This window comes from Ruminococcus sp. BSD2780120874_150323_B10, from assembly GCF_015553695.1.
Taxonomy (GTDB): Bacteria; Bacillota; Clostridia; order Oscillospirales; family Acutalibacteraceae; genus Ruminococcoides; species Ruminococcoides intestinale_A.
Window position 1 is genome coordinate 50,632 of record NZ_JADNHD010000013.1, and the last position, 21,333, is coordinate 71,964.

Consider the following 21,333-nt stretch of genomic DNA (forward strand, 5'->3'; position numbering starts at 1 on the left):
CTATTTTTAAAATTTGAATATTTACAACAATGATTTTGCACAAACATTCTGATTTACTGTGCATTTTAACTTGTGATTTTATTTGATTTTTTGTCCCAAAAGTTAAGTTTTTAAGGCTTTGGATTAAATAAGCTGTTTTCCGTTTACAAACGGGTTTGAAAGCAGTTTTTTTACCTCAATTTCGGTAAGGTCACGCCAATCGCCCTGTTTCAGCATACCCATTTTTACGCCGCCGATTTGTATTCTTTTAAGTCTTGCAACCTCAAGGCCCACAGCCTCGCACATACGGCGGATTTCACGGTTCTTGCCCTCATGAAGTATCATTTCGAGTACAACTCTGCCCGGTTCCTGATGAAGTACATGCACCATTGCAGGGGCCGTCTTTACTCCGTCAAGCTCAATACCGGTTTCAAGCTTAACAAGCTGATCTTCGTCAATAGACGGACGGACTGTTACTCTGTAAATTTTATAAACGCTGTTCTTCGGGTGCATAATTTTGTTTGCCAGCTCACCGTCATTTGTGAGAATGAGCATTCCCTCCGAATCTTTGTCAAGTCTGCCAATAGGGTAAACTCTTGTGCCCACATTTTCCACAAGTTGAGCAACGCATTTTCTGCCTCTGTCATCGCTCATTGTAGTAATAAATCCTCTCGGTTTATTGAGCATAATATAGCGGTAAGACGGCTTTGCGTTGGTAAGCACACGCTTACCGTTTACAAATACCTTATCTGTCGGTCTTACCTTGTCGCCGAGTTGAGCGGTTTTGCCGTTCACTTTTACATGACCGTCAATAATCATCTGCTCTGCTTTTCTTCTTGATGCGATACCGCATTGTGATAATAACTTTTGAAGTCTTATTGGTTCATTCTTTGCCATATGTAAAAAAATCCTTTATCTTAGTCCAAATACTTTTGTTTTTATTCTGCGTATTGCTGTATTCAACAGCGGTTAAATTTGTACTTGCAAGCGTTTTGCCGTCAAGCGTGTATTCTATTCTGCCTACAATATCTCCGTCTTTCACAGGTGCATACAAGAAATTATCGGCATATGCGGTTCGTACAACATTGCTTTTCTTGTCAAGAGGCACTACAACATTTTTGCCCTTTGTACCCGTAACACCGATGCTCTCGTCATCACCGCCCGCACACGGAATTTCAAGGTAATAATCGGAATCATCGCACTCAACACAGGCAAGTTTGGAAAAGCCGTAATTATAAAGAGCTATGTGGTCATTCCAATCGTTTCTGTCATTGAGTGTAACGCAAACAAATGTAAGTCCGTCCTTTTTGGCGGAAGAAACCAAACATCTGCCTGCCGCCATTGTGTAGCCTGTTTTTCCGCCCGTACAATACTCATACATAGAGAGCAGGCGGTTATGGTTTGTATAGGTTGTTCTCTTTGACTGCGGTTCGCTGAATTCTACCGTAACGCTTTTTTGCGAAGTCAGTTTTGCAAAACTTTCGTTTTCAAGCGCATAGCTCATAAGCAAAGCCATATCGTAAGCCGTAGAATAATGATTTTCGTCATCAAGTCCGCTCGGTGTAACAAAATGTGTGTTTTTCATTCCTATTACAGCCGCCCGATTGTTCATAAGCTCGGAAAATTTTTCTGCACTGCCCGCAATAGAAATTGCCGCCGCATTTGCTGCGTCATTTCCCGATGCCATCATCATTCCTGCCGCTAAATCACTGAGTTTAACCTTTTCCCCCACTTTAAGGTACATCGAACTGCCCTCGGCTGTCATATCCTTGGTAAAAGCAACAACCTTGTCGGCAGAATCGGCATACTCAAGCGTAATGAGTGAAGTCATCAGCTTTGTGGTACTTGCAGGTTTCATTTTTTTATTTTCATTTACAGAAAAATACACTTTTCCGTCATCAACACAATAAAGCACGCAAGCCTGTGCATTTACTGCCGGCTTGTCGGTTTCCTGCGCAAATGCCGTAATCTGTGCGGTTTGCGTTAATGTCACCACAACTACAACTATAACGGAAAGTATTTTTTTCATAAGCTCGCCTCCGAACTAATTTTATGCGAAGGCTTTGCCATAAATTACACCATATCTATATCGTCCTGTGTTATTTCCGAGAAATCATCGGCATCTTTCTTCTTGCTGAACATTCCCTTTACTTTTTGAAGAACATCCGGGATCATACCCACAATGCCCTCTGCGGTACTGCCGTTGTTGTCAACGGAAACAAGTCTTACTTCTCCCTGATAAACAGTTAAAAATGCAACAGGCTGAATTGTAACGCCTGCGCCGCTGCCGCCGCCAAAGCAATCTTTATTTTCTTTTTTGGTAGGAAGATCCGAGCCGCCTGCCGCAAAACCGTAGGTTACCTTTGAAACAGGAATAATGAGCGTACCGTCGGGAGCGGTAATCGGCTCGCCGACAATAGTATTTACATCTACCATTTCCTTAATTTTGTTCATAGTAGTGTCCATAAGATTTCCAATAGGATGTTCCATAGCAATTCTCCTTTGTATTGAATAATCGTCATAACTGCACAAACAGATATGCGATAAATATCGTTAATTGTCTTTTATATTTTTAAGCTCCATAAGCATTTTTAATGCCTTAAAGCCGTGTTTTAATACTATTTTAACAAGATGTGCTATTCTTGTTTTAAATATCGCAAAAAACTCAATCTTGGTTTTAGCACCCTCCGTAAAGTCGGGAAGAATATCCACACCGTAATGCGTATATTTCATTGAACTTATAACCGCACTTGTCAGCGGATAGACAACCGAGCAAACCTTGCCGTAATTTATAGCCGTATCGGCAGCGTCTTTTCCTCCGACTTTTATGCTTAACGCAAAGCTTTTGATTATTATGTGTGCAAAAAAGTCTTTTAATACACCAGCGGCAAGCTCTGTAATCCTTGTAAAAAGATTTACAATTCCCGAAAGTCCCAACTCTTTTAAGAAGTTATCATTAGGTTTTTCCTCTTTTTTAGGAGCAGGCTTTTGCGGTTGTTCGGTTTTTTTCTTCTTTTTGGGTTTCTTTTTCTTTGGCACAGGCGGATAAAGAATAATCTTTACAAAGCCTATGCGAAGTCTGCAAAAGAATTGTTTTTTATATTGAACGCAGACCTCAATGGGAACAGCAAGAATTATTGCAAAAAACAAGACTATCCCCAGCAGTATATACAGCCAGAGCAAGGCAAAACCTCCTCCGAGTTTAGTTTATCATTTTAAAAGCAATTTTACTTAATCTTACTGATTTAATATAAATACTGCCTACTTTTTCGCCTTTGGCATCGGTAATTCGTCATACATTGCATTGAATAAACCTGTCAAAAAATCTTTATTATCAACTTCATCCACCAAAAGCATTTCCTTTGCTCCCTCATACGGCAGCTCATATACAGCTGTCGGAATATATTGGATTGCGGATTTTACAGGCTTTACAAGTAATCTGTCATCATATATTCCGCCTATTATTTTACCACGATAGTAAATAATAAATTCACCCATCATAGCACGATAAATAATTTCATCTAAATCGGAAAGTTGTCCTAAAACAAACTGCAAATATTCCTTGCTTGACGCCATAACCTGCATACACCTCAATTTAATGCCAGTCAGACAAATCCAAAACTCTGCAAACCATATAATGTATTGGTTTTCCGTTGTCAGCCGGCTTTTTATGATGCGGATTATACCATGGCTTAAGATTTTCGTTTTTAGATAATTCAATAGCTACTCTGAGAGCCTCATCGAAATTTTCTGTCAAACCATCGTCACCAAAAGGGATACACTCTCCATTTGAGTTTACAACACCATTAATTCTTTTTTCATTTGAATTAATAACACTATACAGTTTACTGTCTTTAAATTTAAATTCTTCACGATCTAAGCTAAGCAAAATCCCCTCGAATAAAATATCTTCATTAGGTTTTTTATTAACCCAAACAACCTTGCCGTACTCAAGCTGAACCAATTTTTCTTCCAAATGAATAACATCATATAACAGCGGAATTTTATCGGTATATTCATTATACGGCCATGATTTATGCAATTCCTCATATGTTCCGCATCGTGTAAAGCCTTTGTTGCTTGTTATAAAAAATGTAAAGTCGTCTGATTTTGAAAATAAATAATTATTTTCATGTTCCGGAAAGTCAAACATTTATATCCCCCTGTTTATAGTTAGTTATTTGTCACTTTGTTCTATTTCATTAGAATTATTCTCAGGCTGTTCCTTTTCGGATTCTTCTTCCGAATTTGCGTTTTTGTCACTTTCGGGAAGCGGAGGGAGATTTTCTATGCTTTCAAGATTAAAACATCTTAAAAAGTTCTCGGTTGTTCCGTAAAGCAACGGTCTGCCCGGAAGTTCAAGTCTGCCCTTTTCCTCGACAAGTCCCTTTGTGGTAAGACTGCCGAGAACACCGCTGCAATCTACGCCTCTGACCTGTTCCACAAAAGCCTTTGTAACAGGCTGATTATATGCAACAACGGCAAGCACCTCAAGCGCCGCCTGCGAAAGCGGAGTATTTCTGCGCAAGTCCATAACTTTACGGATTTCGGGAGCAAATTTTTTAGCCGATACCATTTGATAGGATTTATTCAGCTTAATTATTCTTATGCCCCTCTCCTGCTTTTCGTAATCATCCATAAGCTCTAAAATTAATTTTTCGGCCTGTGATGGTTCCATTTCTATTGCCTGTGCTATTTTGTCAGGCTCTGCCGGCGAACCGTTTGCAAACAGTATTGCCTCGACTGCCGCTTTTTTATCATACATTTTTGTTCTCCTTGTTATCTATCATATAAACGATTGCGTGGTCGCCGTCACCGTCAACTCTGACACGCTTGCCTTTTACAAGTTCCAGTGTAGCAAGAAAAGTCGCTACAAGTTCGCTCTTTTCTTCGCAGGCGTCAAAAAGTTCTTGATACTCTATTCTTCTGCCTTTCCACAGCTTACGCATTACATGAATAATTCGGCTGCTTACAGACACAAACTTTCGTGCCACAATTACGCTGAATGCCGATTCCGGCGGCGGAAGTTTACGCTTTCCTCTTCCGACTGCACTTACATATGCCCTTGCTATATCCTCGCTCGGATGAATACGGTTATATGTGAGATCATATTCAACAGGCGACTCCTCTCTGTAAAAGCTGTCGTAATCGTAAATCTCGCTGAATTTCTTGGCTATCTGACGGCAGATTGCATATTCAATAAGCTGTCCAGTGAGTTCTTTCTTAAGTTCTTCAACTTCTTCTTCATACTTAGGGAGCAACATTACTGACTTTATATAAACAAGTCTTGACGCCATCGTAAGAAATTCCGACTCAATGTCAAGCTGATTTTCCTGCATAACCTTAATTTGCTCAAGGTACTGTTCAATAAGCTCGGCTATCGGTATATCGTAAATATCTATTTTGTTTTTTGAAATCAGGGTAAGCAATAAATCAAGCGGACCTTCAAATGCCTCCAACCTGTATTGCAACGGCTGTGAATCCATAGCTCTACCTCTTAAAATAATTCTGCAAAAAATCTGACAGGGCTCAATGCCATATTGCTTAAGAAATTCAAAATTCCGTTTGTGGCAAAACCAAGCACCGTACTAAGACCGCCCGTAAAGATTAAAAAGATAAGTGCCAAAGAGAAAATAGTTTCATACTTTGTCATAAATGCAATTGCCTTATAAGGCAAGAATGCAAATAAAATCTTTGAACCGTCAAGCGGTGGAATCGGAATAAAGTTAAACACCGCAAGACTGACATTACAAGATGCATAAAAAACAAAAAAACTTCTTATCATAAGTCCTATGTCATTCAAATAAAAGAATGACGGGAACGCAAAAGCTAAAATATAATAAATAACCAAACCTACATATGCCGCAAGAAGATTTGCCACAGGGCCTGCAAGAGCGCAAAGCGCCATACCCAGCTTTGGTTTTTTAAAGTTATTGGGATTGATAGGTACAGGCTTTGCCCAACCGAAGCCGACAAATATCATAGCAAGCGCACCTACTATGTCAATATGGCTTATAGGATTGAGCGTTAATCTGCCACGACTTTTTGCCTCTTTGTCGCCGAGTAAATACGCAACAAAAGCGTGCGCCCACTCGTGAAACGGCAAAATTAAAAATATAATAAGTAAAACTGCTACCAGATAGGCTACAACATCGTAAAAATTAAACGAGCCTGAAAAAATCTGTTGTAACATAATTATCCTCCAAAATTTTATTTAGCAATTGATTTTGTTTTTAAAGACATTAATTTTCCACAAAACAAGCAAAAGCAAAAGAACAGCCATTTAAGCGATATTTCAGAGCGAAATTTATCTATCATAAAGATAAAAATCACGCCTAAGCTATATATAATTACTATTATATAATAAAGCAAATAAAAAAACAAGAAAAGAAATTTTAAAAAAACACTTGCATTTTTGTTCGTTTTCTGTTATTATAACAAAGTTAGATGTGAAAAATGATTTTTAAGGAGGTGCAGACGCATGGCAAAATGTGATTTCTGCGGTAAGGATGTAAAGTTCGGCATCAAGGTATCTCACTCACACAGACGTTCCAACAGAACTTGGAAGCCTAATGTACAGCGTGTAAAGGCTATTGTTGATGGCTCTCCAAAGCGTGTATATGCTTGCACCCGTTGCTTACGTTCAGGTAAGGTTACCAGAGCAAACTAATACAGACAAGTCGAAAACCAATGCCGTTCTGATTTCAGAACGGCATTTTTCGTTGTCTTATGCTTAGTTTTAGGTTATTTATTAAAAAAGTTGGTAGAATTATAGTTTATCAGAATATATCTGCAAAGTATTTTTCTAAACCACAACTTAACAGTTACACAGACAAAGCCTTGCTTTCTCAGATTGAAAGCAAGGCTTTTTTGCTTATAGAGATTACTTATCACAATCATCAACAGAGTTTTGTTCTGTCAATATCTCTAATATCTATTCTCTTTATTTTACCGCTGATAGTCTTTGGCATTTCGTCAATAAATTCAATATGCTGAATATGCTTATATGATGCAACCTTTGAATTTACAAAGTGCTTTATATCCTGCATAAGCTCTTTGCTTTTATCAAATCCTTTGGCAAGGTGGATTGTCGCCTTAATCGCCTGACCTCTTGCTTTATCGGGAATGCCCGTTACCGCACATTCCATAACGGCAGGATGCTCCATAAGCACATTCTCTATTTCAAACGGGCCTACTCTGTAACCTCTTGTTTTAATAAGGTCGTCAATTCTGCCCACATACCAATAATAGCCGTCATCATCCATATAAGCAGTATCACCTGTATGATATATGCCGTATTTCCACACATTTGCGTACAAATCTTCATTTCCGCAATAACCCATAAATATGCCGTGTTGATTTTCTGACGGAATTACAACGATTTCTCCGACTTCATTTGCAGGCAGTCTGTTACCCTCATTGTCGGCAATCATAATATTATAAAGGGGTGTGGGCTTGCCGAGTGAACCGATTTTAGCCGTACTTCCGACCAAATTACCGAGCATTAATACAGATTCGGTCTGTCCGAATCCCTCCATAATCTGCAATCCTGTTTGCTTATGTACCTGCTCAAACACTTCCGGATTAAGTGCCTCACCTGCTGTTGTAATGTGCTCAAGGTGTGACAAATCGAATTTCTTCATATCTTTTTTGATAAAATATCTGTAAACCGTAGGAGGTGCACAAAAAGAAGTTACCTTAAAATCTTCAATCACCTTTAAAAGTTTTTCAGGTGAAAAAATATCAAAGTCATACACCATAACTCCGCAGCCGCAGAGCCACTGACCGTAAATTTTACCCCATGATGCTTTACCCCAGCCTGTTTCCGCTACCGTAAGGTGAAGCCCTTTTTCCTTGACATTCTGCCAAAATTTTGCGGTCACAATATGCGCTAAAGTATAGGTATGATTGTGCATTACCGCTTTTGGATAACCCGTTGTGCCTGATGTAAAATAAATCAGCATCGGCTCTTTTGCTTTCGTCTGTACTCTTTCAAGGTTTTCGTCAGCATTTTCAATTTCCTTTGTAAGGTTAATGCTGCCCTCAACATCTCTGCGAACCACAAATACTTTTTCAAGTTGTGATTTTACTGTCTTTGCCTGCACCAAAGTTTCGGCTGTAACATCGTCAGGAGTTGAAACTGCGAATTTAATATTAGCAGTTTCAATACGGTAGGTAATATCATCAAGGGTAAGCATATTTGTTGCGGGAATAACAACCGCACCGAGTTTATGCAAAGCAGGCACAATGTACCAATACTCGTAATTTCTCTTTAAAATCACAAGTACCTTATCACCTTTTTTTACTCCGTTATTTCTTAATGCGTTAGCCGCTTTATTGCTCAAAGTTGCAATATCAGAAAAAGTAAATGTCTTTCTTTCATTATGAACATTTGTCCACTGAACAGCAATATCGTTTGGTGCGCACTTTGCCATTTCATCTACAACATCATAACCGAAATTGTAATCATCGGGATACTTTAATTCAAATTTTTCAAGCACACCGTTTTTATCAAGTGTATAGTCACAAAAATTTTTAAATAACTGCATAATTATCTCCTAAATATTAATACTAAGATAATAATTACAGCGATAAATTGCCATAATTAATAAAATTAAATTTTCAACTATTACTAATCAGTACATACAACAGGTCAATCGTCACCAACCTGCAAGAATATTTTAATTATGTTTTTATTATAAACAATTTCCCCAATAAATACAACACTCCGCATAATGCGAATTATAATATTTTTGCATTATGTTATGCGGTTTCTGCATAAACAATTTTAAAAAATTGGAGCTGTTTTTTTACAGCTCCATAAAGTTTAAGTATAATTATTTATTGAAGATTGACATAATGTCATAGAAAGTATCGTCATCATCGTCTGTAACATCTTTCTTTGACTTTTCAGCAGGTGCGGAAGTTGGTTTTTTCTCCTCTGTAAGGAAACTGTCCTCAACTTTTTTCTTAGCAACCTGACTGTCGGCATTAAAACCTGTAGCAATAACAGTTACGCTGATAGCATCTTCCATCTTATCGTCAATAACAGCACCCCAAATGATGTTAGCGTCTTCAGATACCTTATCTTTAATCATTGTGGATGCAGCGTCAATATCATCAAGGCTTACATCTGCAGAAGCTGTAATATTAATGATAAGACCCTTAGCGCCGTCAATTGAAGTTTCGAGAAGTGGGCTTGAAATAGCCATATCAGCAGCAACAGTAGCCTTATCTTTGCCTGTTGCACTGCCCATACCCATATGAGCATAACCAGCATCCTTCATTACAGAAGTAACATCGGCAAAGTCAAGGTTTACAAGACCTGGAAGGAGAATAAGGTCAGAAATACTCTGAACACCCTGTCTTAAAACATCATCTGCAATAGCAAATGCATTCTGAAGTGTGATGCTTGTTTCTGAAACATACTTTAATCTCTCGTTTGGAACAATGATAAGTGAATCAACGCAAGCAGAAAGCTCTGCAATACCCTGCTCTGCCTGTGTCATTCTTCTCTTGCCCTCAAATGCGAAAGGCTTTGTTACAACACCTACTGTAAGGATACCCATATCCTTGGCAATCTTAGCTACAACAGGAGCTGCACCTGTACCTGTGCCGCCGCCCATACCGGCAGTAACAAATACCATATCTGTATCCTTAAGGAGCGCTGCAATTTCGTCATTGCTTTCTTCAGCTGCGCTCTTACCAATGTCAGGCTTAGAACCGGCACCCTTACCCTTTGTAAGCTTTTCGCCGATTTGTACTTTCTGTGAAGCTTTTGAAAGTCTGAGAACATGTTCATCTGTATTTACAGCGATAAATTCAACATTCTTAACTCCCATATCAACCATGCGGTTTACAGCGTTACCGCCGCCGCCGCCAACACCGATTACTTTAATTTTAGGCATATACTCATTTTCCAATTCAAGTTCAAAAGCCATTTAAACATCCTCCTTGTTATCTATGTTCATCCCGTCTATAAATCATAATATCACATTTAAGGCGATTATAATTCATATATTAACACACTTTTGTAAAAATATCAATGCTTTTGCGTGTTTTTTTTAATTTGCTGATTCCATTTTATGCCTATTTGTTTACACAAATATATTTTTCTCTAAAATGCTTTTTATTATGTCAAATATTTACATATAAGAATTATAAATACGAATTATTCGGGTCATCATACTGCGTCGAATAATCTTCTGACGGTTCGCCGCTGTTGTATCCGTCACTACCGTCAGAATAGCTGTCGGAGCTGTTGTCTGAACCGTTCGAGCCTGACGAATTAAGCGAGCCATATACATCGGCATATCCGTCACCGTCGGTATCAAAACATTCTGCAATACCGTCGCCGTCAGTATCAAAAGCAACAATACCGTTTCCTATATCTGTGCCGGTTGCAGGAATACTGCCTACATAATTGCCGTTGCTGTTAGTGGCAAGTGTAGCAGGCGGTGTTGTTACAGCAGGAGAAGTATTGTCAGCAGCCTGTGACGCAATTGTAGTACCGACAGGCGCAGTGGTAACCGCTATTGTTTCGTTAGGATTAAATCTTGATGTCTTTGTCGTACTGCAAGAAGAAACATCAAGAGTACCGTAAATTGCACCTGTTTTGTTAGGGTCAAGCTTTTCGGTTATTATCGCCATTGCCGTTCTGATTTTGTAATCAATATCTTCCGGCAAACCGATAATAACAGCTATTCTGTTGTCATAAACAAGCTTTATATTCGCTGTATTTGTAACATCAATACCCGTTATTCCTTTAAATTCGTTTTTGCTTAACGAGTCGGAAATTTCTTCAAGAATTACAGGCACATTTTCATCGCTGTATGATACATATTCGCCGACTGTTGTATTTTTAAGTGAACTGCTTGAAAGTACGGGGTAGTTTGACGAATTGTCAGCCATAACATCAAGTATTCTGCCTTTTGAACTGATAAGCAGGAATTTTCCGTCATTTATAATAACATAAGACGGAACAGCGTCTGTTATGGTTATTTTTATTGTATCGGGCACTACAAAATCAACTTTTGCAGATTCGACATAAGGCAGTTTCTCTGCAATTTTATCGGGTGTTGCAGTCATTTTACCTACAAAAATATTACTCTGCAAAGCCACATTTGCATACGAAAGTATTTGATCTTCGCTGTAAAAGCTGTTTCCCTCTACCTCAATTTTTTCGGTTTTAAAAAGAACTGTAAGCGACAAAATTACGCCGATTAAAAGCACCACGCCGCAGGTAATTGCCGACGCCATAATTCGGCGTTTTTTAATTTGATTTGAAGTCATAGGCTTTTTAAGGCGCTTAACTTTTTCATTTTCCTGCTCGTGAATACTTTGGGCAACTCTTTGCTGCTTTTGGCGCTCACCGAATTCATCTATATAAAAACCGTCATCATAAGCCCTTGGCTTTAGATTTTTGATTTTCTTTTCACTTTTTCTTATAAAGCGTTCTTCCTGACTGAGATCATCTCTCTGCTTTTTCATCTGTTCATTGAGTTTTTGCTCAATTTTGCTGTGAGATTTGTTCTCTGTCTTTTTTTCGGATTTTGTTGCTTTTGCCTTTTGTGCATTGTAATTTTTCTTTGACGGTGCGGTTTTCGGCTTTTTGTTTTCGCCTTGTTTTTTAGGCTCATTCTGCTTTTTGGCACTGTCTTTATTTTCCTGTTTAGCGGAGGATTTTACTGCCTTTTCCCTGTTTTTTCGGTACTTTTGTGCCTCTTTGGCAGCCTGCTTTCGCTGCTTTCCGATTTTTCTGCGTTCTTCCGCCGAAAGCTCCTTCCTCTTATCTTCTGCCATATTATCCTCCTTACAAATATACCCATCCTAAAGCTTTGATATACTCGCACCCAAAGAACCGAGCATAAGCTCTATATTTTCATATCCTCTTTCCAAATACTCCGAATTACCTATATCGGTAACACCGTCTGCCGAAAGTGCGGCAATTACCAGTGCCGCTCCTCCACGCAAATCGGGGGCATCAACTTTTGCTCCGTACAGTGACCGCACACCCTCTACAACGGCAACCTTTCCTTCTGTTTTTATCTTTGCACCCATTCTGGAAAGTTCGCCTGTATGTCGGTATCTGTTTTCAAAAATATTTTCGACAAACACGGTAGTTCCTTCCGCTACGCTTGCAACTGCCATAAGAGGTGCTTGAGCATCGGTAGGAAAACCGGGATACGGCATTGTACGAATAGTTCTGATAGCCGAAAGTTTTTGCGGTGCGGATATCGTAAGATTTCCGCCGCTTGAGCGTATCTTGCAGCCTGCCTCCTCAAGAACGGGAATAACTGTTCCGAGGTGACTCTGCACAATTCCTTTCAGCGTAATTTTTGATTGAGTAACAGCCGCAGCAGACATAAGAGTAGCCGCAACTATTCTGTCGGGAATAATTGTGTGTTGAGTGCCGTTAAGCGACGAAACACCGTCTATCACAACAACTCCCTCGCCTGCGCCGCTGATTTTTGCTCCGCAACTGTTGAGATAATCTGCAAGGTCGCAAATTTCAGGTTCGCAAGCGGCATTTATAATTGTAGTTGTACCGTCAGCGGTACTTGCGGCTATCATAATATCTTCGGTTGCACCTACGCTCGGAAACGAAAGAGCTATTTTTGTGCCTTTCAGCCCCTTTGGTGCAGTACAATCTATTACGCCATGTTTTTCTACAATTTCCGCACCCATTTGTATGAGTGCATTCAGGTGCATATCTATAGGACGAGGTCCAAGATCGCATCCGCCGGGGAACGAAAGTTTGACCGCACCCGTCCGTGCAAGAACAGCACCTAAAAAAATAATTGAACTTCTTGTTTTTCTCATCAGAACATCAGGAATGTCATTTCTGCACAATCCGTCAGCGGTAATGAGCATAGTAGTATGAAATCGCTTTACATTACAGCCGAGATAGCGAAGAATCTGCGAGGATGCCTCAATATCCGAGAGAGCGGGACAATTGAAAAGCACATTCTCGCCCTTTGTCAGAACCGAAGCCGCAATAATCGGCAAGGCGCTGTTTTTTGCACCCTGAACATTAACTTCACCGCTGAGCTTTTCCCGTCCCGTAACAAGAAGTCTTGACACAATAACACCCTCCTACATAAAATACCTTTACATTCTATGTATCAGATGCAAAATGTGTTACACAAGACCAAGCACACCTTTTATAACGGAGTAAATTCTCTCGTTAGCGTCTGTTATAGCGGTTTTTCTTGCATTTTTTGCATATTCAGCAAGTTTTTCGGGATTTGAAAGCATATTGTCTGCCTTTTGCATAAGCAATCTGCCTGTAAGATCCTTTTCTTCAATAATATCGGCAGCACCTGCATTAACAAGCGCCATAGCATTGTGATACTGATGATTTTCCGCAACATTCGGTGACGGAATAAGAATTGCGGGTTTGCCGAGTGCCTGAATTTCGCTAAGTGTAATAGCACCTGCACGGCAGATTACCAAATCCGCAGCCGCCATACAAACATCCATATCATTAATAAACTCTCTTATATCGAGATTGTCAGCTTTTTCAAGGTCACAGCCCTTTTCTTTCAAAAGGTCTGGAAACCATTTTCCGTATTTGCCGTAAGCGTGGATATGTTGGTATCTTCCGTCTATTCCGCTCCTTGCAATTAAATCGGCTACACCCTCGTTAATTTTTCTTGCACCAAGACTGCCGCCGAATGAAAGCACTACAGGTCTTTCGTCAACACCGAGCTTTGCCCGTGCCTCTTCCCTGTTTGCAGTAAGGATTTTACTTCTTACAGGGTTACCCGTAACGGCAAAATCTGCCTTTTTATCAAAATGCTTTTTAGCGTCTGGCACTGCAAGCATTACCTTGTCAACTTCTTTTGCGAGCATTTTGTTTGTAATTCCCGGATAAGCATTCTGCTCGTGAATAACGGTTTTTACACCGAGCTTTGCGGCAGCTCTGATAACCGGGCCTGAAACATATCCGCCTGTACCGATGCAAATATCAGGTTTAAATTCTTTTATAATTTTCTTTGCGTCAATAGAAGAAGTGATTGTTCTTTTTACAGTTTTTACATTGTCAACCAAGCCTTTTGGTGAAAGCTTACGGTTAAAACCGCTGATAACAATGAATTTCATATTATATCCTGCCTGCGGAACAAGGGTTTCTTCCATACCGCCCTTGTTGCCCACAAAAAGAAATTCCGTATCGGGTTTCTTCTGCTTTATAAATCCTGCGATGGCAAGAGCAGGGTTTATATGTCCTGCCGTGCCTCCTCCTGCAAGTAAAACTCTCATTTATATACCTCCAAACACTTACTGCTTTTCGATGTTTGCCGTTCTTGAAACCGAAAGCACAAGTCCCATCTGCGCAAGCAGCATAATAAGCGAACTGCCGCCGTAACTGAAGAACGGCAAGCTGATACCTGTATTAGGCAGCCAGTCGGTAATTACAAGAATATTAAGTATTACCTGCAAACCGATCTGTGAAGTAAGACCTATACCCAAAAGTTTTCCGAAATTATCTTTTGAACGAAGTGAAAGTGTAATTCCTCTCCATACAAGAAGTGCAAATATAAGAAGTATGAGGACTGCACCCACAAGTCCGAGTTCCTCAACTACAATAGCAAAAATAAAGTCGTTCTGCGGTTCAGGCAAATAAAGGAATTTCTGTCTTGACTGACCGAGTCCGAGACCCCAAAGTCCGCCGGAACCGATTGCGTAAAGTGAGTTTCTTGTCTGCCATGTTTTCTGCCACATATCTTCGGTTGTGTATTCAAGCGACTGTCCCCAACCGTCCATACGGCTCATAGCATATGTAAGTCCGCCTGTCATAGCAAGCACAATTACCACTGCGCCAAGAATAATACCGCCTATTGCAAGGTATCTTGTTTTCATACCGCCAATGTAAAGCATAAGAATGGTAAGCATTGCAATAATAACGATACCCGAGTAGTGAGGCTCAAGGATAAGTAACATTGCAGTCGTACCGAATACTATAATACCGGGGAGTATGCTGAATTTCGGCAACTGCATTTTATCATAATGCTTACTGCACCAATGAGCAAAGAAAAGTATGGTAGAAAACTTTGCAATCTCTGACGGCTGAATATTAAAAGGACCTAAAGGAATCCAGCGGTGTACGTTTGCTTCGCCTGACGGCACGATAAGTACAATTATCAAAGCAAGGTATGAAATGCCCATAATAAGCGGAACAAATCTGTGCAGCTTATTATAGTTAAAAAACGAAATACCAAACATACACACTACGCCGATAGCGGCAAAAATCAACTGTCTTACAAGGTAGTAGTAGCTGTTGCCAAGACTATAGTAAGCAACCGGGTAACTTGCCGAAAACATCATAATCAAGCCTATTGTAAGCAACACAAGAATAATAATGCAGAACGGCAAATCTATACCCATACCCGTTGTAATCCAACCCGGCTTTTTTCTGCGCTTTTTACCTGTAGAATTTGCGGAATTCTTTTTAGGAGCGTTAAAGAATTTCTCTTTCTTAGCCTGCTCTGCTTCAAGATATTTCTCGTCATATATTCTGTTTATATCAGCCTTGAGTATCATATTCAGATACGGAGCCATTCGCAAAACCTCCCGTCAGTCTGAAAAAATAAATTAAGCAACTACACCAAAGTAAACAATCAACGCAGAAATCACGCCGAATATTGCTGTTACTATGCTGAATACGCTTACTATCTTAACCTCGCTCCAACCACACATCTCAAAATGATGGTGAATAGGGCTCATCTTAAATAATCTTTTGCCGTGGGTAGCCTTAAAGTAGCTAACCTGTAAAATAACAGAGAACATCTCACAAAGGTAAACAATACCTATCGGAAGAAGAAGTATAGGCATATCAACAGCAAAAGCTATTGCACATACAAGTCCGCCGAGGAAAAGTGAACCTGTATCGCCCATAAATACCTTTGCAGGGTGGAAATTCCAAACAAGGAAACCAAGGCAAGCACCTGCCGATGCCGCACTCCACACTGTTACACCGAGAGCACTCATCATACATGCTATTACCATAAAGCTTATACATACAAAAAATGTAATTGAACCGTCAAGACCGTCTACGCCGTCGGTAAGATTTACCGCATTGACAATGCCGACAATTACAATTGCCGAAATAATGTAGTAGAAAAATCCGAGGTCAACTCTGCCAACAAAAGGAATTGTTGTTGCAGTGCCGCAGCCTGCAACTGCAAGAATAATAATATAAACAATAGCGGCGGCAAACTGTAAAATAAGTTTTTGCTTTGCTGTCAAACCTAAATTACGCTTTTTTACTACCTTGGTGTAGTCATCAATGAAACCGATAGCACCGTTTGCAAGGGCAAGGAAAAGTCCCGCAAATATCATTACGGTTTCTTTATTAATATCCGCAAAATAAAGGTTTATGAAATTCTTACCGATGCACATATATACAATTGTGCTTATTAATGTAACGGCTGTAATAGCTATAATAAACATAAAACCGCCCATAATCGGAGTACCCTGTTTTTTCTTATGCCACTTAGGGCCGTCTTCAAGAATAGTCTGACCAAAGTGAAGTTTGCGAAGCATTGGAATTAAAAATGCACCCGCAACCGCAGAAATAATAAATGCAACGAGAGCCGCCACAAAAGTCCAGATTCCATATACCATTAATTATCGTTCCTTTCATACGGGCAAAGGGCTTGAATAATCAAAGCCCTGCCCAATGGTTATTTAACATTGCAGTTCCCTCTGAACCGCAAATTTTAATCGTTCACACTCACCGAAGAACTAAAGGTTACTGTAACCAACGATCCTTCACTAACCATAGTACCCTCTGCTATATCCTGTGATGTACTTACTACACTGCCGGAAGCCGCACCCACAAGGCTTACATTAAGTCCGTATGCACTTGCAACTGCATTTACCTCCGAAACCGAGTAACCGACAAGCTTCGGTACAGTCACCTTTTCTGCCGCACTTGCCTCATCCGTATAAAGTACAATGTTGCCTCCGCTCGGTATCTGTGATGACGGTGCAGGAATTTGTGAAATTACATTATCTCCGTCACCCTTTACAGTTACTGTAAAGCCGTCATTCTCTGCATTTGCAGTAGCTTCCGAAACAGAAAGTCCAACATAAGAACCTGCATATACATCAACATACTCAAGTTCGTCATCCGAGTAACTTGTTTTAATATCAAGATAAGGAAGAACCTCTGTCATAATATTGATAAATACAGGAGATGCTACCTGAGAACCGTAGTATGAAGCACCGTTCGGTGTATCAAAGAATACAAGCATAGCAACCTGAGGGTCATCGGCAGGAGCGTATCCGCAGAAAGATGCAATATAGTCTTCCTTATAGTTACTGATTATTTCCCCACCCTTTTTCTCGGAAGTACCTGTCTTACCTGCTACACGATAACCGGCAACATAACCCGAAGTCGAACCTGCAGTTGATGTGTTGTATTCAAGAATTTCGTTCATCTTATCAGATGTTTCTTTTGAAACAGCCTGGCGCTTAACTGTCTTTTCAACGGTTTTCACCACATTGCCGTCTGAATCTGTGATTTTTGAAACCACATAAGGCTGGAGAACATAACCGCCATTTGCAACAGCGGCACAAGCTGTAATCATCTGAATAGGTGTGATTTTAAAGTTCTGACCGAATGAACCTACCGCAAGGTCAACTTCATCCATATCTGTAAAGAACTGGTCATCGGCCTCACCGGGAAGGTCAATTCCTGTTTTGTCCGCAAAACCGAATGCTTTATAATACTGTGTATATTTGTTAATGCCAAGCAACTGTCCCATCTGCATAAAAGCAGGGTTACATGAATTTACAATAGCCTCTGTAAAGCTTTGTGTGCCGTGGCCTGCAAGGTTAGAACAATGAATAGGATCGGCATCAGCGATTGTCATTGAACCCGCACAATAAAATGTACTTGTGTCCGGATTTACAAGACCTTCTTCAAGAACCATTGACGCTGTACACATTTTAAATACAGATCCCGGCTCGTAAGTATCGGCAACAGCCTTATTACGCCACATTGCTGACAAAGCCGCACTTTCCGCTGCATCCTGTTCATTTTCGGGAAGAGCGTCTATTTTTTTCTGTTCTTCGTCCGAAAGCTGATAAGGATTGTTAAGGTCATAACCGTTTGCCGTAACCATAGCCAGAATAGCGCCTGTATTTACATCCATCAATATACATACGCCTTTGTTAAGAACATCATTATCAATGATACCCTGTGCCATATATTTTTCACAAATAGACTGAATTGTTGAGTCGATTGTAAGATAAAGGTTATTACCGTCCTTAGCTGCAACATTCTGCTCATATTGAAAAGGCATTTCAGTACCTATTGAGTTTTTGGCGGTTACGATTCTGCCCGCTGTACCTTTAAGATAAGTATCGTACTCATACTCAATACCCTCAAGGCCCTGTTCATCGCTGCCTGTAAATCCAATTACATTAGACGCAAGGTCGTTATTCGGGTAATATCTTTTGTAGTCATCCTGCAGCTGTACCGCATAATCGCTGCAGTCGTAGTCTTTCTTAAGTTTATCGATAAGTTCAAGAATTTTTGTTCTTGTATCAGATTCAATCTTACGCTTTACAACTACATAGTAGCTGTTCTGCTTTGTCTTTTCAAGCAAATCTGCCTTATCAAGTCCGAGAATTTCAGAAAGACCGGAAGCAACAGCCTCTCTCTGCTTATCGGTATCTATATTCGCAGGCGACATAACTACCTGCCATACAGATGCACTTTCCGCAAGCACCTTGCCGTTTGAATCATAAATAGTACCACGCTTTGCGGGGAGTTTTCTGTCCATAAGCTGTTGTTCAACCGCAGCCTGCTGCAATTTTCCGCTCTGTATAGTGGTAAGATAACCGAGTCTTGCAACAATTGCGCCAAAACCGATAACAAGAATAAGTACAATAAGAACTGCCGTTCTGTGTCTTAGGCGCTGATTAGGACCCTTTGCGGCCTTCTTTTTCTTTTCTTTTTTAGTAAAATCGTTTTTCTCCAACAAAATTTCTCCTTTCAACCGCAATAGCCTTATAAAAATGTAAATATTTTACAATAACTGTTCTATACCGAAAAAAGAGCCAAGACACAGTCTTAACTCTTATTCCTCCATAACATTTGTATTAAGTTTGCCGTTATGTTATGACCAAAGATTTGCTATTGAGCTGATAAACTGAGTAAAGAGATTTTCACTTTCCGGAGAAGTAACCTCTGCCTTATCTCCGCCCGATAGTGAAACAAATTCTTGCTGAGAACTTGATGCTTTGGTCAAACCAAGCTGGTTTTCGGCATATTTTTCAATGTCTGATGAGCTAAGCTTTGCCTGCAAGCTCATTTCTGTCTGTGTATAAACACTCTGTGCATTTGAGAGTGTTTCTTTTGCGGTAATAATCTGCTGATTAAGTTCTGTGATTCTTACCTGTCCTATAATAATTGTTGCAATAATCATTGCGACTGCCGCACCGCCGATTGTACCGAGTGCAACCTTAAGCGGATTGTGTCTGCGCTTTCTGATTTTATGTAATTCCTCTTCCGGCAGAGAAATTACTTTTTTACCGGTCTTTTTCTTAGGTTCTTTTACCTTTTCTACTTCTTCGTCACGCTTTGGCAAAGGAGCTGCTGAAGCCTGGTCAAAAAGACTCAAATCATAAGCTGCGTTTCTGTTTTCATATGCCATATTCTGCACCCTGTGCCTTTCCGATATCATTTATAATAAAACACACAATATACTCATTTTTCAAAACGAGCAAAATATTTCACAAATTTAACATTTCAAAAGAATTATACATATTTAAAGCACGATAAATCGTCTTTAAAGTCCTATATTATGCGTACATATAGTAATTGCAGTATAAAAAAGCTACTACTAATAGTATCTGTAACCTTATTTACAGCTTTGTTATATTTTACTACATTTTAGCTCATTTGTCCATAGCTACCAAAGAAAAAACTATATTTTTTCGCATATTCTCAACTTTGCACTTCTCGCCCTGGGATTTAATTCCAATTCTGTCCCATTTGCACAAATCGGTTTTCTGGTAATAAGTTTTGCCTTGGGCTTATTGCCACATACGCACACCGGAAAATCTTTCGGGCAAGTACATCCCTTACACCATGACGCCATTTTTTGCTTAACAATTCTATCCTCAAGCGAATGGAATGTAATAACCGCAAGCCTTCCGCCCGAACCGAGCATTTCAAACGCTCCGTCAAGACCTTTGTTAAGTGCTCCGAGTTCGTCATTTACCGCTATTCTTATAGCCTGAAATGTTTTTCTTGCAGGATGTCCTTCTCTTCGCACTTTCTGCGGAACATTCTGTTTGATAATCTCGGCAAGCTGTAAGGTAGTTTCAATTTTCTTTTCTTCTCTCGCTTTCACAATACCCTTTGCAATGGAATCCGCAAATTTTTCTTCACCGTAGGTGTAAATAATTCTGCGTAATTCTTCAAAAGGAAGCGAATTTACCAAATCTGCGGCTGTTGTACCGCTTTGGCTCATTCTCATATCAAGAGGAGCATCCTCGTGAAAAGAAAATCCCCGCTCGGCTGTGTCAAGCTGATGAGAAGAAACACCGATGTCAAGCATAACCCCGTCAAGTCTGCCAACGCCTCTTTGCTTTAAAAGCTCGGCAATGTCTGCAAAGTTGCCCTTTATGATTATTGAATTTTCATTTTTGCAAAAACGCTTTGTAAGCGTTTGGATAGCATCGGGATCACGGTCAATTGAGATAAGTTTACCTGTAGTAAGGTGTTTTAGAATCTCACTGCTGTGTCCCCCACCGCCTGCAGTACCATCGGCATAAATGCCGTTTTCTTTAATATTAAGCCCTTCGATGGTTTCATTGAGCAGAACGGGAATATGATTAAATTCCATAGCTTGCTCCTTATCCGAATGAAAGGCTGCCAACTGCGTCGGCAAGCTGTTCCTTCTGTGAATTTACATAATCCTCAAACACTGACTTGCTCCAAATCTCAATACGATTATTAAGACCGATTACAAGAGCATCGCTGTCAAGCTTTGCGTTCTCCCTTAAAGTTTGCGGAAGCTGGACTCTGCCCTGTGAATTAGGCGATACTTCAACAGCGGTTGCCGTAAAAGTATATTGGAGAATCATAGCTTTGTTAGCGGGTAGCTGCATAATCTGTGAACAGAAATGCTCAAAAACTTCCTTAGACATAACCTGAATACAAGGAGTGCCAAATCCCTGTGCTACATAAAAGGTTTCTCCGAGTTCGTCACGGAATTTTGCAGGCAAAACAACTCGTCCTTTTGCATCGATTGAATTATTAGACATTCCGGAAAACATTTTGCCCACCTCCGTTTAGAACTGAATTTCGGTTTTTTGAGTATCATTCAGTCACCA

Annotated in this window: 21 protein-coding genes; 1 reads left to right on the forward strand and 20 read right to left on the reverse strand. The window is 40.0% G+C overall.

Translation table 11 applies throughout. From position 1 onward, the window contains the following. Positions 1–123: 123 nt before the first annotated feature. From I2E21_RS09205 to I2E21_RS09245, 9 genes are all read right to left on the reverse strand, one after another. Positions 124–876: a pseudouridine synthase gene (locus tag I2E21_RS09205; RefSeq protein ID WP_022234948.1), complete on the reverse strand. Its 753-nt coding sequence runs from the start codon at positions 874–876 to the stop codon at positions 124–126. After that, on the reverse strand, positions 863–2,008 hold the full coding sequence (locus tag I2E21_RS09210) for a D-alanyl-D-alanine carboxypeptidase family protein (RefSeq protein WP_195411138.1): 1,146 nt from the start codon (positions 2,006–2,008) through the stop codon (positions 863–865). Before I2E21_RS09210 ends, I2E21_RS09205 begins: the two co-directional genes overlap by 14 nt. A 44-nt stretch (positions 2,009–2,052) precedes the next feature. Continuing rightward, positions 2,053–2,469 carry a GerW family sporulation protein gene (gene ytfJ / locus I2E21_RS09215; protein ID WP_022234950.1) on the reverse strand — a complete coding sequence of 139 codons (417 nt, stop codon included), beginning with the start codon at positions 2,467–2,469 and terminating at the stop codon, positions 2,053–2,055. A gap of 63 nt (positions 2,470–2,532) precedes the next feature. Next, positions 2,533–3,162 carry a DUF2953 domain-containing protein gene (locus I2E21_RS09220; RefSeq protein WP_195411139.1) on the reverse strand — a complete coding sequence of 210 codons (630 nt, stop codon included), beginning with the start codon at positions 3,160–3,162 and terminating at the stop codon, positions 2,533–2,535. 78 nt (positions 3,163–3,240) lie between these two features. Next, positions 3,241–3,555, reverse strand: a complete 315-nt coding sequence (locus tag I2E21_RS09225) for a TfoX/Sxy family protein (protein WP_022234952.1) — start codon at positions 3,553–3,555, stop codon at positions 3,241–3,243. 19 nt (positions 3,556–3,574) lie between these two features. After that, on the reverse strand, positions 3,575–4,132 hold the full coding sequence (locus I2E21_RS09230) for a hypothetical protein (RefSeq protein ID WP_195411140.1): 558 nt from the start codon (positions 4,130–4,132) through the stop codon (positions 3,575–3,577). Between the two features lie 24 nt (positions 4,133–4,156). Beyond that, positions 4,157–4,744, reverse strand: a complete 588-nt coding sequence (scpB, locus tag I2E21_RS09235; RefSeq protein ID WP_195411141.1) for an SMC-Scp complex subunit ScpB — start codon at positions 4,742–4,744, stop codon at positions 4,157–4,159. After that, positions 4,737–5,465 (reverse strand): segregation/condensation protein A, encoded by a 729-nt coding sequence (locus I2E21_RS09240; protein ID WP_195411142.1) that lies wholly within the window; start codon positions 5,463–5,465, stop codon positions 4,737–4,739. The genes scpB and I2E21_RS09240 overlap by 8 nt, the downstream gene beginning before the upstream one ends. An 11-nt stretch (positions 5,466–5,476) precedes the next feature. Then, positions 5,477–6,172: a site-2 protease family protein gene (locus I2E21_RS09245; RefSeq protein ID WP_195411143.1), complete on the reverse strand. Its 696-nt coding sequence runs from the start codon at positions 6,170–6,172 to the stop codon at positions 5,477–5,479. A 288-nt stretch (positions 6,173–6,460) separates the two neighbouring features. On the opposite strand from I2E21_RS09245, the gene rpmB reads away from it, so the two are divergent. After that, positions 6,461–6,649, forward strand: a complete 189-nt coding sequence (gene rpmB / locus I2E21_RS09250) for a 50S ribosomal protein L28 (RefSeq protein WP_022234957.1) — start codon at positions 6,461–6,463, stop codon at positions 6,647–6,649. 229 nt (positions 6,650–6,878) lie between these two features. Here the strand turns inward: rpmB and I2E21_RS09255 are convergent, their stop codons facing one another. The 11 genes from I2E21_RS09255 to I2E21_RS09305 all read right to left on the reverse strand — a co-directional run bounded on the left by I2E21_RS09255 (position 6,879) and on the right by I2E21_RS09305 (position 21,276). Next, on the reverse strand, positions 6,879–8,528 hold the full coding sequence (locus I2E21_RS09255; protein WP_195411144.1) for an AMP-binding protein: 1,650 nt from the start codon (positions 8,526–8,528) through the stop codon (positions 6,879–6,881). Between the two features lie 288 nt (positions 8,529–8,816). Then, positions 8,817–9,920, reverse strand: coding sequence for a cell division protein FtsZ (gene ftsZ / locus I2E21_RS09260; protein WP_022234959.1), 1,104 nt, complete (start codon positions 9,918–9,920; stop codon positions 8,817–8,819). 217 nt (positions 9,921–10,137) lie between these two features. After that, positions 10,138–11,781, reverse strand: a complete 1,644-nt coding sequence (locus I2E21_RS09265; protein WP_195411145.1) for an FtsQ-type POTRA domain-containing protein — start codon at positions 11,779–11,781, stop codon at positions 10,138–10,140. A 27-nt stretch (positions 11,782–11,808) separates the two neighbouring features. Beyond that, the gene (murA, locus tag I2E21_RS09270) at positions 11,809–13,062 is read right to left on the reverse strand and encodes a UDP-N-acetylglucosamine 1-carboxyvinyltransferase (protein ID WP_022234961.1); all 1,254 of its coding nucleotides are present in this window, start codon (positions 13,060–13,062) and stop codon (positions 11,809–11,811) included. A gap of 57 nt (positions 13,063–13,119) precedes the next feature. Next, the gene (gene murG, locus I2E21_RS09275) at positions 13,120–14,241 is read right to left on the reverse strand and encodes an undecaprenyldiphospho-muramoylpentapeptide beta-N-acetylglucosaminyltransferase (RefSeq protein WP_022234962.1); all 1,122 of its coding nucleotides are present in this window, start codon (positions 14,239–14,241) and stop codon (positions 13,120–13,122) included. Between the two features lie 18 nt (positions 14,242–14,259). Then, the gene (locus I2E21_RS09280) at positions 14,260–15,540 is read right to left on the reverse strand and encodes a putative peptidoglycan glycosyltransferase FtsW (protein WP_195411146.1); all 1,281 of its coding nucleotides are present in this window, start codon (positions 15,538–15,540) and stop codon (positions 14,260–14,262) included. 33 nt (positions 15,541–15,573) lie between these two features. Further along, on the reverse strand, positions 15,574–16,605 hold the full coding sequence (gene mraY / locus I2E21_RS09285) for a phospho-N-acetylmuramoyl-pentapeptide-transferase (RefSeq protein WP_022234964.1): 1,032 nt from the start codon (positions 16,603–16,605) through the stop codon (positions 15,574–15,576). A 95-nt stretch (positions 16,606–16,700) separates the two neighbouring features. Then, positions 16,701–18,971, reverse strand: a complete 2,271-nt coding sequence (locus I2E21_RS09290; protein WP_195411147.1) for a penicillin-binding transpeptidase domain-containing protein — start codon at positions 18,969–18,971, stop codon at positions 16,701–16,703. Between the two features lie 138 nt (positions 18,972–19,109). After that, positions 19,110–19,646 carry a hypothetical protein gene (locus I2E21_RS09295; RefSeq protein ID WP_178586362.1) on the reverse strand — a complete coding sequence of 179 codons (537 nt, stop codon included), beginning with the start codon at positions 19,644–19,646 and terminating at the stop codon, positions 19,110–19,112. 273 nt (positions 19,647–19,919) lie between these two features. Next, on the reverse strand, positions 19,920–20,843 hold the full coding sequence (gene rsmH, locus I2E21_RS09300) for a 16S rRNA (cytosine(1402)-N(4))-methyltransferase RsmH (RefSeq protein ID WP_022234967.1): 924 nt from the start codon (positions 20,841–20,843) through the stop codon (positions 19,920–19,922). 10 nt (positions 20,844–20,853) lie between these two features. After that, positions 20,854–21,276 carry a division/cell wall cluster transcriptional repressor MraZ gene (locus I2E21_RS09305; RefSeq protein WP_022234968.1) on the reverse strand — a complete coding sequence of 141 codons (423 nt, stop codon included), beginning with the start codon at positions 21,274–21,276 and terminating at the stop codon, positions 20,854–20,856. Positions 21,277–21,333 lie beyond the last annotated feature (57 nt).